Origin of the sequence: Massilia phyllosphaerae (assembly GCF_034659755.1) — a bacterium.
GTDB lineage: Bacteria > Pseudomonadota > Gammaproteobacteria > Burkholderiales > Burkholderiaceae_D > Telluria > Telluria phyllosphaerae.
In genome coordinates this window covers 476693-491751 of sequence record NZ_JAXSQX010000006.1, presented here as the reverse complement: position 1 = coordinate 491751, position 15059 = coordinate 476693, and the positions used below count along the sequence as shown (strand labels likewise).

The following is a 15059-nucleotide window of genomic DNA, read 5'->3' as shown; positions in this document are numbered from 1 at the left end:
CAGCTAACCCGGCGGCGCCGGGGCGCCGTCGCAGGCCGCGTCGCGCGCCGGATCGCAGCTGCGCGCCCGTCCCAGCATGTTGATTTTAATACGGCGGATCGCGCCGCCGTGGAACAGCGACAGCGTGCCGTAGCGCGCCGCCGCGCTGTTGCTGTCGCTGCAGCTGCGTCCGGCGCCATTGTAGGCGATATAGTAAGGCGGCGCAGTGCTGGTGAAGGCAAAGGCGACCGCCACGCCGTGCGGCAGCGGATCGTGCTCGGCGATGATGTCGTCGCCCGGCCCCGGCTGGCCGTCGCCGTCACGGTCGACGAACACGCGCCAGCCGCTGCGCCAGTCGGCACCGAGCGGATCGCGGGGCAGCAGCTTGACGGTCTGCCCGCGCGCCAGCGCCTGGCTGCGCGCCAGGCCGAGCGCGGCGAACAAGTCGCCGCTGGCGCTCTTCAGCTGCTGGTGGCGTACCAGCACGGCAAGTTCCGGCAGCGCCAGCGCCAGCAGCACGGCCGCCACGGCCAGCACGACCGTCGTTTCCACCAGCGACAGACCGGCCCGCCGGTACGGTCGATCGCGCTGCGGCATGGCTGCGACGCTCATGGCCAGCAGCTCCCGGTCGAACCCGCGCCCTGCCCATCCGCCATGCCCTGCGCACCGTGGTTGCCCAGGCTGTCCAGCGTCAGCGCCCCACAGTCGGGATCGCGGAAGCGCGCGTCGACCCGGGGCGTGCCGGGCCGGGCGCGGATCTCGATACAGTCGGTCAACACGCGGCCGGGACAGGCATAGGCGTCCAGCTCATAGGCGCTGAGCGCCGCCCGGTCGCCCGACCACCACGAAAAGGCGGCGGCCTCGGCATCGTCCTCCGACGCCGCCGAGAACGGAATATACCTGTTGTGCCGCGAAAAATAGCGCTCCTGGCGCTGCATCGCCTCGATCAGCGCCACCTGCCCTTCGGTGCGCCGGGTGCGCACGATATAACCGGCATAACTGGGCCACGCGATCGATGTGAGGATCGCCATGATCGCCAGCACGATCAGCATTTCGACCAGGGTAAAGCCGTGTCGCCTGTTCATTCCGTCTCCTCGATCTGGATTCAATGGTGGGCCCGCGCGTGCAGCTCGGGCCAATTCGGGATGTCGCGCCAGCTGATGCGGCCGGTCGGTGAACCGGCGCCGGCCGGCGTGCCCGGCGCCGGCGGATCAGTGGGAGCGGCTAGCGGCACAGTGGCCGCCGGCCTGCGCACGATCGCCTGCAGCACGACCTGGGTCGTGGCGCGGGTACCGAAGCCGATGGCGGTAATGCGGAACAGGCTCTGCGACGGCGCTCCGGCGGGCGGTGCAAGCTTTTCGATCAGGTAGCCAGGCAGGCGCGCCGGCAGCATGCCGCCGCCGGTCGCCAGCACGGCACCGGTGAAGTGGCCATACGGCACCACCGGCGTGCCATCCTCGGCAGCGAGATCGACAGCCTGCCACGCAGGCGGCAAGGGCGCTGCCGCCTCCAGGCACAGGCCGAGATCCTGGCTACCGGTGCCGCAGCCGTCGGCGAACCCGCCGCTGCCGCCGGCGAACCAGGCGGTGCGGGGAGAGGATGAGGCGGTAGTGCCGCCGATATCGGCCTCTGCGTCGGCCAGCGCCATCCCGGCCGCCGCGCGCGCCACCGTGCGCTCGCGCTCCATGCGGGCCGCCGCCATCGAGCCAAACGCGGTGCGCGCAATGGAGACGCCGAGGATCAGCGCCCCCATCATCAGGAGCAGCGCGCAGACCAGGACCAGGCCGCGCTCGCGTGGGCGCAGTTGTGGGCGCAAGCGCGGGTGCCAGCGCCGGTGCCCGTGAAGCCGTGCGTACACATGCAGGCATGGCCGGGCTTGCCTCCGGCAGCGACAAGTGGCGCAATGAACGCGCTTCATGGCATCGCCGCCGGCACGGCCACCGTCGCCGTGAACAGCCGCCGTTCGCGCACTCGCAGCGCGGCCGGCATGTCCGCTTCGTGCAGCACGCTGCCGGGATCGGCGTCCATCGTGCCGGACGACCCATACGCCGGGCCCAGCAGTGCGTAGCCGAGCGCCCCGCCCTCGCGCCGCGTCGGCCGCGCGCCGTGCAGCAACAGGCCGATGCGCACGCTGACCACGCGTTTCCAATAAGTCTGCCGGTGCAGCGCCTCCACGTCGGCACCCAGGCCGAGTGCGGCGTCGAGGCCGGCGATGGCGGCGGCATTCAGGTAGCGGTTGGCGACATGGTCGCGCGGGTCGTCGGTGTCGACGCCGTACAGCACCTGGAAGCCGTCGACGCCGCTGACGAGCGCATCGGCGCCCCAGTTGGACGTGCCGCGGTATTTGCAGCGCAGCTCGGCCTCGCCGTCGGTGTTCCTGGCCACGTAGAAGATGCTCCAGCCCTCCTCGCCTTCCGGATGGGCGAAGCCGGCGCAATCGAGCACGCTGCCGTCGCCGCCGGGCGCGACCCCGGCGCCGGGAAAGCGCAAGGCCAGCACGTCGCTGCCATTCACGGCATCCGGCTGGGGCGCGTCGATGCCGAACGTGGTCTTGGCCAGCGAACGGGCGTCGAGCCCGGCCAGGTGCGCCGGCAGCACGGCAGGGTCGCCGCCCGCCTGCGCCGGATCGATCCAGGCCGCCTGGCGCACCGCCCGCGCGATCAGCTCGAGCGCATAGCGTCCGCCGTCGTCGATGGCCGCCGCTTCGGTCTGCGCCGCGTAAGCCTCGCCCGCCAGCCCGAGCAGGCGGCCGGCGCCCAGCACCACGGCCAGGCTCACCGTCAACGCGACCAGCAGCTCGGCCAGCGCCAGCCCGCGTTCGCGGCTGCAGGGGCGCCGCACCGGCGCAACGCGCCCAAGGCGCCGCGCACTCATGCGCCGCCTCCCGCGAGCGCCAGCACGACCCGCGGCAATGCAGCCGCTTCGTCCGGCTCGTGCCATCCGAGCTTGATCACGAGCGGCGCGCCGGCCTCGCCGCTGCAGGACCACGACGGCTCGCCCGACGCGCCCGGCACCGAAGCGTCGCGGCAAGCCACAAGGCGTGCACCCGCAAAGCGCGCTGCCAGCTCGCCTGCCGCCTCGGCCAGGTCGAAGCGGGCCAGCTCGCCCGTGTCGCAAGCGCTGGCGCCATAGCAGGCGGGCCCGGACGGCGGCGGCCCGGCGTCGGTGGCGTAGTCGAGCTGCAGATAGGGATTATCGGCGTCCGCCAGCGCCAGCGCCGCCGGGTTGGCACGCATGCGCTCGGCCAGCGCAGCCGCCAGCTGGACGCCGTCGGCCATGCGCGCCGCCGCGCGGCCGCTGCGCAGCGCCATGGCCTGCACGCCGGCCGCCCCGGCAATGCCGAGCGCGACGACGAACAGGGCCACCAGCACTTCGGCCAGCGTAAAGCCGGCCTCGCCCCGGCTTGCACGGACAGCGGCATGCATCGATCACCTCCACGTTCACGAACAGGAGATGCAACGATATACAGTCGAGCCCGGACCGGCGGTGTGACGCCTCAACCGTACGGACGGAACTAAAAATGGAGTATGAGAGTCAGCAGCCAGTGGGGCTCGCAAACGCCCGAGGGCAAGGCGCAGCCTCGCAGACAGTACGTAACTACGGCGAGAGGCTGCAACGCAGCCATCGGGCGTTTACGAGACCCGCTATTTCTTGGGCTGGCCGACTTCGGCGATCGCTTCCTGAAACTCGGCCAGGTCTTCGAAGTTCTTGTAGACCGACGCAAAGCGGATGTAGGCGATCTTGTCGAGGCGCTTGAGTTCCTGCATCACCAGTTCGCCGACGTGGCCGGTATCGACTTCGCGGCGGCCGCTGGTCAGCAGTTTTTCTTCGATCGAGGCGCAGGCGGCGTCGATCGCCTCGGCCGAGACCGGACGCTTGCGCAAGGCCAGGCGCAGGCTGCCGCGCAGCTTGTCCGACTCGTACTCGGTGCGGCTGCCGTCCTTCTTGACGATGATCGGCATCGACAGTTCGATGCGTTCGTAGGTCGTAAACCGCTTGTCGCATTGGGCGCAGCGGCGCCGGCGCCGGATGGCATCGCCCACCTCGGATACGCGGGTATCGAGGACCTGGGTGTCTTCATGCTGACAGAACGGACATTTCATGGGCGCCGCAAATTGACTGGATACTGCTGTAAAAACGGCGCCCGAAGGCGCCTGTGGAACGCGAGGACTTAAACCTCGTAGACCGGGTACTTGTCGGTCAGCTGCTTGACTTCAGCTTTCACGCGCTCGATGGTCGCGGCGTCGTGCGGGTTGTCCAGCACGTCGGCGATCAGGTGGCCGACCTTGGCCGCGTCTTCTTCCTTGAAACCGCGGGTGGTGAAGGCCGGGCTGCCCAGGCGGATGCCCGAGGTGACGAAGGGCTTCTGCGGGTCGTTCGGGATGCCGTTCTTGTTGCAGGTCATGTGTGCCTGGCCCAAGATGGCTTCCGCTTCCTTACCGGTGAGGCCTTTCGCGCGCAGGTCGACCAGCATCACGTGCGATTCGGTACGGCCCGACACGATGCGCAGGCCGCGCTCGGTCAGGGTATCGGCCAGCACCTTGGCATTGGCGACCACCTGCTTCTGGTAAGCCTTGAATTCCGGCGACTGCGCTTCCTTGAAGGCGACCGCTTTACCGGCGATCACGTGCATCAGCGGACCGCCCTGGATGCCCGGGAAGATCGCCGAGTTGATGGCCTTTTCGTGCTCGGCCTTCATCAGGATGATGCCGCCGCGCGGGCCGCGCAGCGATTTGTGGGTGGTCGAGGTCACGAAGTCGGCGTACGGCACCGGGTTAGGGTACTCGCCGGCGGCGATCAGGCCGGCGTAGTGGGCCATGTCGACCATGAAGTAGGCGCCGACTTCCTTGGCGATGCGAGCGAAGCGCTCGAAGTCGATGCGCAGCGCGAACGCCGAAGCGCCGGCGATGATCATCTTCGGCTTGTGCTCGCGCGCCAGGCGCTCCATGCCTTCGTAGTCGATGTCTTCCTGCTCGGTCAGGCCGTAGGAGACGACGTTGAACCATTTGCCCGACATGTTCAGCGCCATGCCGTGGGTCAGGTGGCCGCCTTCGGCCAGCGACATGCCCATGATGGTGTCGCCCGGCTTCAGCATGGCGAAGAACACGCCCTGGTTGGCCTGCGAGCCCGAATTCGGCTGGACGTTGGCAGCTTCGGCGCCGAACAGTTCCTTCAGGCGGTCGATCGCCAGCTGCTCGACGACGTCGACGTATTCGCAGCCGCCGTAGTAGCGCTTGCCCGGGTAGCCTTCGGCGTACTTGTTGGTCAGCTGGGAGCCCTGTGCCTGCATCACGGCCGGGGACGTGTAATTCTCGGAGGCGATCAGCTCGATGTGGTCTTGCTGGCGGCGATTTTCATTCTGGATGGCATTCCACAGATCCGGGTCAACCTTGGCGAGCGTGTGATCTTTTGCAAACATGAAAAAAACTCCAATCGATAAGAGGTCCAGGCAATGGGCGCGCCCGATCCAGGCGGAGACCGCGAACGGACAGCGGACACGCGACGGACAGTCGGTGCGACCATTGATGGCTGCCCAGGCGAACGGCAAGACGGCATCTCACGTTCCCCGGTGGACGTCCACCTTCGCCGCGCGATCGCACGGTTTTCGCCAGTTACGTGAGAAGTAACAGAGCTGCCGATTGTAAGTGATGTGACGGTTGGGAAGCAAGGAACGGCCATGGCGGGCTGGCAAGACTCATTCGCATGGCCATTTCGGCTACAATCCGGTGATTGTCCTTTCACCGCTTATCCACCCGGAAATCCAACCATGATCGTTTTCATCACCGGCGCATCGGCCGGCTTCGGCGCCGCGATGGCGCGCACCTTCGTCAAGAACGGCCATCAGGTAGTACTGGCGGCACGGCGCAAGGAGCGACTGGAAGCGCTCGCCGCCGAGCTGGGCGAATCGGCGCTGCCGGTCGAGATGGATGTCACCGACAAAACGTCGATCGAAGAAGCACTGTCGATGCTGCCGCAATCCTGGCGCCAGATCGACGTGCTGATCAACAATGCCGGCCTGGCCCTGAACACCAAGCCGGCGCACGAGGTGCCGCTGGCCGACTGGGAGACCATGATCGACACCAACGTCAAGGGCCTGGTGACCATGACCCACGCGCTGCTGCCGTCGATGGTCGAGCGCGGCAGCGGCCTGGTGATCAACCTGGGTTCGGTCGCCGGCCACTACCCTTACCCGGGCGGCAACGTGTATGGCGCCACCAAGGCCTTCGTCGAGCAGTTCACGCTGAACCTGCGCGCCGACCTGGTGGGCACCGGCGTGCGCGCCACCAACATCGCGCCGGGCCTGTGCGGCGGCACCGAATTCTCGAACGTGCGCCTGAAAGGCGACGACGCGGCCGCCGCCAAGGTCTACGAAGGCACCCAGCCGCTGACCGCCGACGACATCGCCGCGACCGCCTACTGGATCGCCACCCTGCCGCCGCACGTCAACATCAATTCCATCGAGATGATGCCGACCTGCCAGGGCTTCGCGCCGTTCAACGTCAAGCGCAGCTGATATTCGAATTCGGGGTCAGAGCACAATTCTTGCAGGCGTCGCTATAGCGCGGCACCGAGGTCGTGCGCGGCGACGCCGCGAAGATGTTTTTGTCAAAATATTCACCAGGAATGTGCTCTGACCCCGAATCGCAGGTTTGTTTCGCTAGCGGCGCATGTTGTGAGAAAGTGTTACAGTTGTTGGCTTGACATCCAGATGTCCCGTCTACTACTTCACATTTCACGCTGATAGCTATGTACGCCAGAGTACATATAGATAATCAAATGGCGTAAAATGTTTCCCACTATCATTTATGGCAGCTGAAATGCCTTCAGTTTTTACCTGGACGGTAAGGGTCTATTACGAAGACACCGATGCCGGCGGGATCGTTTATTACGCCAATTACCTGAAGTTCTTTGAGCGGGCACGCACGGAATGGCTGCGTTCGCTCGGCATTCACCAGCAAGACCTGCTCAGCGCCGAAGGGGCCGCCTTCGTCGTGCGCAGCGCCAGTGTCGAGTATCTCGGTGCAGCGCGCCTGGACGATGAATTGACCCTGCGCCTGAACATCGAAAAGCTCGGCCGTGCCTCGGTCCAGTTTGCCCAGCAAGCCTGGCGCGGCGACACCCTGCTGGCCAGCGCCAGCGTAAAAGTCGGCTGCGTCGACGCCGCCACACTGCGTCCCCGTTCCATTCCTGACATCGCCGCTGATAAAATGCGGGCCGCCTGAACAATTCCATTTGAATAAAGAGACCGCACACCGATGAACGCAGTCCCCGACCTTTCCTTCGTTGACCTGATCAGCCACGCCCACATCCTCGTCAAGCTGATCATGGCCCTGCTGTTTGCCGTGTCGCTGTTCAGCTGGACCTACATCTTCCGTAAGGTATTCGCATTGCGCGCCGCACGCCGCCAGACCGAGCAGTTCGAGCGCAGCTTCTGGGCCGGCGGCAATCTGCACACCCTTCACCAGAGCGCCAGCAGCCAGCGTGACCAGAGCGGCCCGCTGGCCCGCATCTTCGAAGCCGGCATGGGCGAATTCATCAAGGGCAAGCAGGCCGCGCGCGACTCGCTCGACGTCAATGCCGTGCTGGACGGCGCCCGCCGCGCAATGCGCGCCGCCTTCCACCGCGAACTCGATTCGCTCGACACCCACCTGAACTTCCTGGCCTCGGTCGGTTCGGTCTCCCCGTACATCGGCCTGCTGGGCACGGTCTGGGGCATCATGAACGCCTTCCGCGGCCTGGCCAGCGTGCAGCAGGCTACCCTGGCCACGGTCGCCCCCGGTATCGCCGAAGCGCTGATCGCCACCGCCATCGGCCTGTTCGCCGCGATCCCGGCCGTGGTCGCGTACAACCGCTTCACCCACGACATCGACCGCCTCGCGATCCGCTTCGAAAGCTTCGTCGAGGAATTCTCGAACATCCTGCAGCGCCAGTCGCGCTGATCGCCGCGTCGAGGACTCACATGGCCTTCAACAGCAACTTGCGGAGCAGCCGCCGCAAGCTCAAATCGGAAATCAACGTCGTGCCCTACATCGACGTGATGCTGGTGCTGCTCATCATTTTCATGGCGGTACCGCCGTCCCAGAATCCGAGCGAGATCAACCTGCCGAGCGCCGAGCGCACCACCCAGCCGCCAAGCGACTACATCCAGATCGCCGTCAAGGAAAAGGGCGTGCTGTCAATCGGCATCGTCGGCAAGACCCCGCAGGGCCTGGAAGACGTGGCCGACCGCACCGCGCTGATCGAGCGCCTGCGTGCCACCCACGAAGACCATCCCGACTATCCGGTCCTGATCTCGGGCGACCGCGAGAGTAAATACGACGACGTGATCCAGCTGATTTCGGAAGCCAAGAAGATGGGGATCAATCGCGTCGGCCTTGCGACAAAATGACGACCAAGCACGACACCGCCGGCTCGCCCTACCGGGTGCCGCCCGAACCGAAACGCTGGCCGTCGATCAGCCTGGCGGTGGGCGTGCACGCCCTGCTGCTGGCCTTCCTGTATATCGGCGTGAGCTGGCAGACCACTGCGCCGATCCAGGTCGAAGCCGAAGTCTGGGACATGAAGGTCCAGTCGGCCGCCCCGCCGCCACCGCCGCCGGCGCCTGAACCCGAACCCGAACCGGAACCCGAGACGACGCCGCCGGAACCGACGCCGCGCGCGGTCGAGCCGCCCCCGCCCCCGCTGGTTGCCAAGCCGGAGCCGGTCGCCAAGCCTGAGCCGGTCGCCAAGCCTGAGCCGGTCGCCAAGCCTGAGCCGAAGACGCCTGATATCGCCCTCGAGCGCGAGAAGAAGCGCAAGGAAGAGCTGAAGCGCAAGCAGGCGCAGGAAGAGGAGCGCGAACGCGAACGCGAGCTGGCAGAACAGCGCGCGGAGCAAAAGCGGGCCGACGAAAAGAAATCCAAGGCCCTGGCCGAGAAGAAGGAACGCGACCTGGCGGAGAAGAAAGAGCGCGAACTCGCCGAGAAGAAAGAACGCGAAGCCGCCGACAAGAAAGCGCAGCAGGAGCTGGCCAAGAAAGAAGAAGCGGAAAAGAAAAAAGCCGACAAGGAAAAGGCAGAGAAACTGGCCAAGGAAAAAGCTGCCAAGGACAAGGCTGCGAAAGAAAAAGCCGAAGCCGACCAGCTGGCCAAGCTCGCCAAGGCGACGCGTGACGCAGAGACGAAACGCATCACCGGCAGCGGCAATCCGGGCAGCACCGGCACCGCCGAGAAGTCGACGGCACCGCGTCTCGACGCCGGCTACCAGGCCGCGATCGCAGCCAAGATCAAGAGCAATGCGAACTACGCGGGCGACACCGACGTGCCGGGCAATCCGACCGTCAGCTTCAAGGTCGAGCAGTTGCCGACCGGCGAAGTGGTGTCGGTCAGGAAGGTCAAGAGCAGCGGCATTCCCGAGTTCGACGACGCCGTGGAACGCAGTATTAACAAATCGTCACCACTACCGAAGAAGAAAGATGGTACGGTAGAGCGCTCTCTTTCAGTCAACTTCCACATGAAGGACCTGAACTGAAATGACTCGACCTTAACTTATCCGAGAGACTCATGAAGAAACTACATACCCTGCTGTTCTCGGCCAGCCTGCTGATGGGCGCGGCCGCACACGCCCAACTGAACGTCGAAATCGCCGGCGTGGGCGCGAACCAGATCCCGGTCGCGGTGGCCGCTTTTGCCGATGAATCGGTGGCACCGGAACAGGTGTCCGCCATCATCCGCGCTGACCTGCAGCGCAGCGGCGTATTCAAGGTCATCGACGCGCGCCAGACCATATCCGACGGCGCCAGCGTCGACATGGCCGCCTTCAAGGCCAGCGGCGCCGACGCGCTGGTGGTGGGCTCGGTCAAGCGAACCGCCGACGGCCGCTTCGAAGTCCGCTACAAGCTGTACGACACCGTCAAGAAGAGCCAGCTGTCGCAGCTGGGCGATACCGTCAGCCCGCGCAACACCCGCCTCGAAGCGCACCGCATCGCCGACGACGTCTACGAAAAGCTGACCGGCAGCCGCGGCATCTTCTCGACCCGCATTGCCTACGTGAAGGAAAACCGCGCCGGCCGCGACTACCAGCTGGTGGTGGCCGATGCCGACGGCGAAGGCGAACAGATCGCCGCGCACGGCAAGGAACCGATCATCTCGCCGGCCTGGTCGCCGGACGGCACCAAGGTCGCCTACGTATCGTTCGAGCTGCGCAAGCCGGTGATCTACGTGCAGAACCTGGTGACCGGCCAGCGCACCGTGGTCGCCAATGAGCGCGGCAGCAACTCGGCCCCGTCCTGGTCGCCCGACGGCACCAAGCTGGCGCTGGCGCTGTCGAAGACCGGCAATACCCAGATCTTTATCGTGAACGCGGACGGCAGCGGCATGCGCCGCCTGTCCAACAGCAACGGCATCGACACCGAGCCGCAGTTCTCGGCCGACGGCCAGAGCATCTACTTCACGAGCGACCGCAGCGGCGGACCGCAAATCTACAAGATGAGCGTGGGCGGTGGCCAGGCCACCCGCGTCACGTTCAAAGGCAGCTACAACATCAGTCCTCGTGTATCCTCCGACGGCAAGACGCTGGCGTGGATTTCACAACGCGAAGGGGGTTTCTCCCTGTATGCGATGGACCTCGCGAGCGGCCAGGAACTGCGCCTGGCCGACGGGGCTTCCGAACCGAGTTTTTCGCCGAACGGCAAGTACATCATGTATGCGACCAAGGGCGGCGGTCGCGTCGCATTGGCCGTGGTATCGGTCGATGGACGCGTCAAGCAGCGCTTGACGACCCAGGCGGGAAATATCCGGGAGCCCAGCTGGGGCCCGTTTATGAAGTGAAGAAGTAAATATTTTTTGACCAGGAGAAAAACCCCATGAGCAACTTCAAGAGTGTAGCTTTCATCGCGTCGGCAGCCGCCCTGCTGTCGGCGTGCTCGTCGACCCCGAAACTGCAGGAAACCCCGGTTGTCGAAAAACCGCCGGTCGCCAACACCGCCCCGCCGGCCGACACCAGCCGTGACATCCGCCCGGTCGAAACCGGCAACGTCGATCCGCTGAACGACCCGAAAGGCGTCCTGGCAAACCGTAGCGTGTACTTCGACTTCGACAGCTACGTCGTCCGTGACGATGGCAAGGCGGTCGTCGAAAACCACTCGGCGTTCCTGACCAAGAACAAGCAGCGCCACATCCTGATCCAGGGTAACACCGACGATCGCGGCGGCACCGAGTACAACCTGGCCCTGGGCCAGAAGCGCGCCGAAGCCGTGCGCAAGTCGATGGCCGCCCTGGGCGTGGCCGACAGCCAGATGGAAGCCGTCTCGCTGGGCGAAGAAAAGCCGAAGGCAACCGGTTCGGGCGAATCCGTCTGGGCCGAGAACCGTCGTGCCGACATCGTCTATCAGTAATCGGACAATCCTTCGCGGCGTATTCGTCCGCAACGAGCCGTCTGCGGCTGATTGACAGCGGGGCGGGAAGCGGTGCAGACTGCTTCCCGCCCCGTTTCCCCATGAAAGACTCGAAGATGATCACACTGTCCCAGTTCCGCCTCGCGGCCGTCGCCCTCGCCCTGGCTGCCTGGATGCCCCTGCAGGCGAGCGCCGGCATTCTCGATGACGACGAAGCCCGCCGCGCCATCCTCGACCTGCGCGCCAAGGTCGACGCCATGTCCCGCGACCTCAGTGCACGCATCGACACCAAAGCCGACAAGAACGTCACGGTCGACATGCTGAACCAGCACGAGCAGACAATGCGCGAAATCGCCGCCCTGCGCGGCCAGATCGAAGTGCTGGGCAACCAGATCGCCATGGCCCAGAAAGGCCAGAAAGACCTGTACGCCGACCTCGACGCCCGCATCAAGAAGCTCGAGCCGCGCCAGGAAACCATCGACGGCCAGACCGCCGAAGTGCTGCCGACCGAAAAACAGGCCTACGACGCAGCCTACGCCCGCTTCACCTCGGCCGACTACGCCGGCGCCATCAGCGCCTTCCAGGACTTCGTACGCCGCTTCCCGACCTCGGCCTACGCCCCGAATGCCCAGTACTGGCTCGGCAACGCCTACTACATGCAGCGCGACTACAAGAACGCGATCGCCGCCCAGGAAGCCGTACTGAGCAACTACGGCACCAGCCCGAAAGCGCCGGACTCGATGCTGAACATCGCCAGCAACTACGCCGAACTGAAGGACCTGAAAAACGCCAAGAAGACCCTGCAGCAGCTGGTCAAGAAATACCCGGATACCAATGCTGCCCAGGCGGCCAAGGACCGGCTGGCAGCGCTGAAGTGATAGTTGCGCGATCCGTTTTCATGTCGAGCCGGTTCATGAACGTTTGACAGCCCTGCGGATCGGCACTATAATTCTGCTTCTTTCGGGTCGTTAGCTCAGCTGGTAGAGCAGCGGACTTTTAATCCGTTGGTCGCAGGTTCGAATCCCGCACGGCCTACCACGAATTTAGCAGCAGCATTGAAGGCATCATGAGTGATCATGGTGCCTTTTTTGTTTTGCCTACGTTGCGCATTGATTCCCTAAGATTGACACGTATGCAAAACTGTCAGGCGAGCCTTGTTTGGTCTTCCTGCAACAAATCTTGAGTTTCCGAACTCGCATACCCGTACTTCTCATCTCCACCCAAGTAAACGACACGCGGATCGGATGGAAGTGTAGCGTCCTTCCCAAATCCAGCAAGGGAATCGTGAACATGATTTTCAAAAAGGGCGATGATATTTGCGTCTTTCAAACCTCTGTTTTTCAAAAATTCGTCTTCATAAGCCTCCATCAAAGCTTTGTAATGGGGCCTTATATCACCTATTCTTTTTCCGCTAATCGCGTTATTTATTGCGACACGTATCGACACAGTGTCTAGCATCAACTGCCTCTCATAGAGATTCAACATATCTTGAAGGCTTGTCATATTTGGAAGGGCATCTTTTCTCGCTTGAGCACGTAGCCTCTTGTCATGTTCCGCCGAATATTTCTGACGTCCTTTTTCGACATCCAAGTCATGCACTAACGTAGCCTGCTGTGCTGGATCACGTTCTCCTGAATCTGAATCTGTATCTCGTACGTGTACTAGCGCGTTTAAGGAAAGCTGGGCCATATTTTCCTGGGCTGTAAGTGCATCGACCTCCTTGGAAAAAATAGCATTGGCCCGACTGAATTTATTATCGTAATCTCGTATGATTTTAGCTTCGCTTTTGTCGCCAGCTGCTTTACGTCTGATTGACATAAAACGCCACGCGTAAAAAAACTTCATGTGCTTATTGAAACCTTCACCTAAGGTGGCAAAAGAACCAACATCCTTTAAATAATAATTAAAGGTTTTACACAACTCGGGGTCGATTCTAAAATCCTCTTCGTTACCTGGCTGCAGTCTCGGCAACATCGGCACCCCCCGTTGCAATGCAAACTGGTACATATGATTCAATGGAATCAAGCATAATTGCGCTGTGGGGATGATGCTTCTACCACCTTCGCCCGGCGCATAACCTCCTCCGACATCGGAGTGTACTCCTGGGTAGAGAGTTTCAAAAAAATGGCTTGGCCTGATTACTCGCCCCTTGGTGAAGATGCTGATACTATCTACAGGAAATGAGTTTCTGATCTCGTGAGCCGCAATAAAGTGCCTCACTTCCTCTACCGACTCGCGTACCATCAAATTCTTGCCCCAGTCGCGATGCCCGTTTTCGTCACCGGGTGCAGGATCTGCTCCAGGTACGGCATTCTCATTAAATGCAATGACTTCCGGCCTGGTCATCTGGTATTTTCTCAAGCGCTTTTTAATCATACCAGCTGTATTTCCATCGTATGCCTCTTTTAAACCTGTCGTATTTGAACTCATTGACAAGCCGACTGAAGCTACGGTATCAAACAACCCTAGGAAGCGAAATCTTACCGACCATTCACCACGAACTAAAATCCATTTATTATTTACCAGTTTACAGCGCTTATCCATAACTCTGTTCAAAAATACGCGAGCCAGTGCAGCACCACGACTGAACCCGAATACCGCAATGTTGATTTCTTGTATCGCATTGATTGGTGCGTTAGCGCGTGCTAACGGCTCCTTCAGAATATTATCAAATTTTTCAATAGCAAAATCCAGTCGTTCTTCTCCCTTCGCTGCGCAAACCAAGCCTAACGTACTGCCACCATCATCGCCGATTTCAGGAAAATAGGTACCAATCCCTGGAATATACACGGAGTATATTCCATTCTTTTTGTTGTCTTTTTTGTGCGCACGATAAAGCCTCGCTATATTGCTATGCTTTTGCAAGTCGATATCAGCCTCCAGATTATTGCCTGTCCCGTCAAAAAAGAAAGAAATCCAAATATTTTGCTTACAATTCGTAGATACACCTTTTTGCTCGGTAGCGGCGTTTAGTACAGCGCTAATATCTTTAAGTCTACTTGGAGTCGACGCTTTCTCGGGATGATTGGCGGATAGTTGTTCTGCTTGATCGACTCCTTGCCGAAGATCAGACTTCGACGCAAGCAATGTAGGTGCTCTTGAATCCCCAACCTGGTTACCGCTATGGCTTTTCGTCATTTTTGCATCTCGGAAAAGAAGATTTGTCAGGTCGTTTTTCGTCTAAAATCAGAACAGGATCAGATTCAGCTTCTGTCAGCAGAACCTTTATAGAACCGTCAGGATAAAAATGGGTCTCGATAAACCCTGCATTATCTTTGGCAATATCTTGGACAGCGACCTCAGCTTCTTTATAATGAAAGTGCTTTACTTCTGCCACTGCCCCCGTTTTCGGATCTCTTACAACATACTTGCAACCGTCGACTTGCCATCGAACCAGTACATAAAGCGGCTCAATATGTTTTTTCCAAACCCTTACACAACAAGTCTGGCCACTTCCCCCACTATCGGACGAGCTTATTTGAACATTCCCACCGCCAGCCCCATTGATACTGTAGTTATTAATATATCGATCTGTATAATTAAATCCAACCAATCCCAACAACAGATAATCTTTATTGCGTTTTTCTGCAGACCTTTCTTTTTGATCCTGCGCATGACACCCTGTTTGCATGCAAACCAATACAAGAGTTATTGCAATACGGATTAAATATTCGTTAAAATAACGCTGTTCAAATAATATTTTCAC

At 61.6% G+C, this 15059-nt stretch carries 17 protein-coding genes, 1 tRNA gene and 1 riboswitch; of the genes, 9 read left to right on the top strand and 9 right to left on the bottom strand.

Translation table 11 applies throughout. The features are described from left to right. Positions 1–3: 3 nt before the first annotated feature. From U1H99_RS23425 to glyA, 7 genes are all read right to left on the bottom strand, one after another. Positions 4–591: a GspH/FimT family protein gene (locus U1H99_RS23425; RefSeq protein WP_323144108.1), complete on the bottom strand. Its 588-nt coding sequence runs from the start codon at positions 589–591 to the stop codon at positions 4–6. Further along, positions 588–1064, bottom strand: a complete 477-nt coding sequence (locus tag U1H99_RS23420; protein WP_323144107.1) for a type IV pilin protein — start codon at positions 1062–1064, stop codon at positions 588–590. The genes U1H99_RS23425 and U1H99_RS23420 overlap by 4 nt, the downstream gene beginning before the upstream one ends. A 20-nt stretch (positions 1065–1084) precedes the next feature. After that, entirely contained in the window at positions 1085–1795 is a 711-nt protein-coding gene (locus tag U1H99_RS23415; RefSeq protein ID WP_323144106.1) for a pilus assembly PilX family protein, read from the bottom strand. A 98-nt stretch (positions 1796–1893) separates the two neighbouring features. Further along, positions 1894–2853, bottom strand: coding sequence for a PilW family protein (locus U1H99_RS23410; protein ID WP_323144105.1), 960 nt, complete (start codon positions 2851–2853; stop codon positions 1894–1896). Next, the gene (gene pilV, locus U1H99_RS23405) at positions 2850–3404 is read right to left on the bottom strand and encodes a type IV pilus modification protein PilV (RefSeq protein ID WP_323144104.1); all 555 of its coding nucleotides are present in this window, start codon (positions 3402–3404) and stop codon (positions 2850–2852) included. The genes U1H99_RS23410 and pilV overlap by 4 nt, the downstream gene beginning before the upstream one ends. A 219-nt stretch (positions 3405–3623) precedes the next feature. Further along, positions 3624–4082 carry a transcriptional regulator NrdR gene (nrdR, locus tag U1H99_RS23400; RefSeq protein WP_141828753.1) on the bottom strand — a complete coding sequence of 153 codons (459 nt, stop codon included), beginning with the start codon at positions 4080–4082 and terminating at the stop codon, positions 3624–3626. 68 nt (positions 4083–4150) lie between these two features. Further along, positions 4151–5398: a serine hydroxymethyltransferase gene (gene glyA / locus U1H99_RS23395; RefSeq protein ID WP_323144103.1), complete on the bottom strand. Its 1248-nt coding sequence runs from the start codon at positions 5396–5398 to the stop codon at positions 4151–4153. A gap of 105 nt (positions 5399–5503) precedes the next feature. Beyond that, positions 5504–5605, bottom strand: a riboswitch (ZMP/ZTP riboswitch). Between the two features lie 141 nt (positions 5606–5746). On the opposite strand from glyA, the gene U1H99_RS23390 reads away from it, so the two are divergent. From U1H99_RS23390 to U1H99_RS23350, 9 genes are all read left to right on the top strand, one after another. Then, positions 5747–6493, top strand: coding sequence for an SDR family oxidoreductase (locus U1H99_RS23390; protein ID WP_323144102.1), 747 nt, complete (start codon positions 5747–5749; stop codon positions 6491–6493). 304 nt (positions 6494–6797) lie between these two features. Next, positions 6798–7202 carry a tol-pal system-associated acyl-CoA thioesterase gene (gene ybgC, locus U1H99_RS23385; protein ID WP_323144101.1) on the top strand — a complete coding sequence of 135 codons (405 nt, stop codon included), beginning with the start codon at positions 6798–6800 and terminating at the stop codon, positions 7200–7202. Between the two features lie 33 nt (positions 7203–7235). After that, positions 7236–7919, top strand: a complete 684-nt coding sequence (gene tolQ, locus U1H99_RS23380; protein WP_141828749.1) for a protein TolQ — start codon at positions 7236–7238, stop codon at positions 7917–7919. Positions 7920–7939: 20 nt separating this feature from the next. Further along, a complete protein-coding gene (locus U1H99_RS23375) occupies positions 7940–8368 on the top strand; it encodes a biopolymer transporter ExbD (RefSeq protein ID WP_323144100.1) in 429 nt (142 codons plus the stop codon). Continuing rightward, positions 8365–9489: a cell envelope integrity protein TolA gene (gene tolA, locus U1H99_RS23370; RefSeq protein ID WP_323144099.1), complete on the top strand. Its 1125-nt coding sequence runs from the start codon at positions 8365–8367 to the stop codon at positions 9487–9489. Before U1H99_RS23375 ends, tolA begins: the two co-directional genes overlap by 4 nt. A 32-nt stretch (positions 9490–9521) precedes the next feature. Further along, entirely contained in the window at positions 9522–10787 is a 1266-nt protein-coding gene (gene tolB / locus U1H99_RS23365; protein WP_141828746.1) for a Tol-Pal system beta propeller repeat protein TolB, read from the top strand. Between the two features lie 35 nt (positions 10788–10822). Continuing rightward, the gene (gene pal / locus U1H99_RS23360) at positions 10823–11353 is read left to right on the top strand and encodes a peptidoglycan-associated lipoprotein Pal (protein WP_323144098.1); all 531 of its coding nucleotides are present in this window, start codon (positions 10823–10825) and stop codon (positions 11351–11353) included. Positions 11354–11469: 116 nt separating this feature from the next. Beyond that, a complete protein-coding gene (gene ybgF, locus U1H99_RS23355) occupies positions 11470–12231 on the top strand; it encodes a tol-pal system protein YbgF (protein WP_323144097.1) in 762 nt (253 codons plus the stop codon). Between the two features lie 84 nt (positions 12232–12315). Beyond that, positions 12316–12391, top strand: a tRNA-Lys gene (locus U1H99_RS23350). 105 nt (positions 12392–12496) lie between these two features. Here U1H99_RS23350 and U1H99_RS23345 read toward each other — a convergent pair. Both U1H99_RS23345 and U1H99_RS23340 read right to left on the bottom strand, forming a co-directional pair. After that, positions 12497–14491: a T6SS phospholipase effector Tle1-like catalytic domain-containing protein gene (locus tag U1H99_RS23345; protein WP_323144096.1), complete on the bottom strand. Its 1995-nt coding sequence runs from the start codon at positions 14489–14491 to the stop codon at positions 12497–12499. Next, positions 14475–15059, bottom strand: coding sequence for a DUF3304 domain-containing protein (locus tag U1H99_RS23340; protein ID WP_323144095.1), 585 nt, complete (start codon positions 15057–15059; stop codon positions 14475–14477). The genes U1H99_RS23345 and U1H99_RS23340 overlap by 17 nt, the downstream gene beginning before the upstream one ends.